The sequence below is a fragment of the Vibrio sp. Vb0667 genome (assembly GCF_033391095.1).
Genome location: NZ_JAWPOL010000123.1, coordinates 1 through 1,633, shown reverse-complemented (window position 1 = coordinate 1,633; position 1,633 = coordinate 1). Strand labels below are relative to the sequence as shown.

The window sequence follows — 1,633 nt, the reverse complement described above, 5'->3', positions numbered from 1 at the left end:
TACTCGAGCGTTAAAGATGGATGACAGCTTATGGTTCGATGAAAATAGTTCGCTATTTGTGACCTTGGTTCTAACTGAGTTGTAAACAAAATGAAGTTACAGGCGCGGTTTATACAGACGGAGAGGTAGGTTGAAATGGTGAGATTTAAAACTAAAAAGCCAGACTCACATCTGGCTTTTTAGTGACGGTTTAGCACGGCTAAGCAGGTATGCCACTGTGGAACTTGAAGTCTTCGTCGGGGGTTGAAATCAGCTCAGCTTCGATACGGCCGAAGTATGCAATACGCTCGCTGATATCTTTGCCTGCAATCTGCTCAGCCAGTACAAGGTAGTCTTGATAATGACGTGCTTCAGAGCGGAGTAGGGAAACATAAAACTTCGCAATGTCTTCATCCATGTGCGGCGCAAGTTTGGCGAAACGTTCACATGAGCGAGCTTCGATGTAAGCGCCGATAATGAGCTTATCGATAAGCGTCTCGGGCTCATGAGTCTTCATGTGTGAAATCAGCGTTTTTGCGTAGCGGCTTGCGGGAATGTTTTTGTATTCCACGCCACGGCTCTCCATGATTTCCAGTACTTGATAGAAGTGATGTAATTCTTCTTTGATCAAGAGAACCATTTTATCGATCAGATCTTGGCTATACGGCGAATCCGATTTTGCCATGATGGCTTTCGAAATATTGCTCTTACCTTTTAATGTCTCTAATGAGCCGATTTTTCGGTAAGCGAAATCTTCATATGGTTTGAACCAGTCAAGTAAGGCATGTGAACTGTCTTTATCTACTGCGTATTTGCGGATCAAGAACATGGCTGACTGACCTGCTTTCAGCTCGCACAGTAAGTGATCCAATAAAATGGTTTGCAAGTTTTCTGGTTTCTTTGCTTCTTCAACCCATTCGTTGGGTGTGCTGCATTGCAGAAATTGATTGATAGGAGCAAGAAGATCTTGATAGGCGTCGAGATTAATCATTTTATTTTTAGTACGTTACGTTCAAATTTGGTTCATCCAGAGCATGAGTAAAACGGAAATCTGGATAGAAAAAAGGCTGCAAACGCAGCCTTTAATCGGATAGGGCGAAAAGCTGGTGGGGATATTACCACTTTTTCTTCTCGCCGAAGAGTGCTTCCATGTCGTTGTCACGCTCTTTGTCTGCCATTTGCTGCATTTCTGCATCGCTTTTGTCTTGGCGTTTTTTGTCTAAGTCGCCAAGCATCTCTTCAAGCTTTTGTTTTGCTTGGATGGAGTACGGATCGCTTTTTGTACTCAGCGCATCGATGCCTTTGCGAAGCAGTTGTAACGCAGTACCCGGTTGGCCGCGAGCAATGGAATCGTTCGCTCGCTTAATCACGTTTTCGATGTTGATGCGAATTTGCATCGTTTCCAAACGCGCATTTTCGGTTACGTAAGTCTGGGTGTCTAATCGGCCTTTGTTGTGCTCGTTTCGAACGGTGTCACGCAGGCGCTTAACCAGCTTAAGCATCACGATGGCTTGCTTATCGCTGCTTGGCATTTTGAAAGAGGTACTTTCACCAGTCGGACCGTTTTCTTTTAGCTGTCCGATTTGCTGCTTCATATTCTCTATGCGTTGAGTGAGCTGCTTATTTTTCGGGTCAAGGTCATGCATGCTTTCTA

2 protein-coding genes are annotated in these 1,633 nt (G+C 44.5%); both read right to left on the bottom strand.

The window, feature by feature from the left end; genetic code table 11:
- Window positions 1-199 precede the first annotated feature (199 nt).
- Complete coding sequence (miaE, locus tag R8269_RS23920) at window positions 200-970, bottom strand: tRNA isopentenyl-2-thiomethyl-A-37 hydroxylase MiaE (RefSeq protein WP_005459884.1); 771 nt, start codon at window positions 968-970, stop codon at window positions 200-202.
- 124 nt (window positions 971-1,094) lie between these two features.
- Window positions 1,095-1,633, bottom strand: a 539-nt coding sequence (locus R8269_RS23915; RefSeq protein WP_318222740.1) for a DNA repair protein, incomplete at its 5' end; no start/stop codon positions are given.

Bases quoted from the DNA above. Each gene is read 5' to 3' on its own strand.
- miaE (WP_005459884.1), bottom strand. From the start codon at position 970: ATGATTAATCTCGACGCCTATCAAGATCTTCTTGCTCCTATCAATCAA.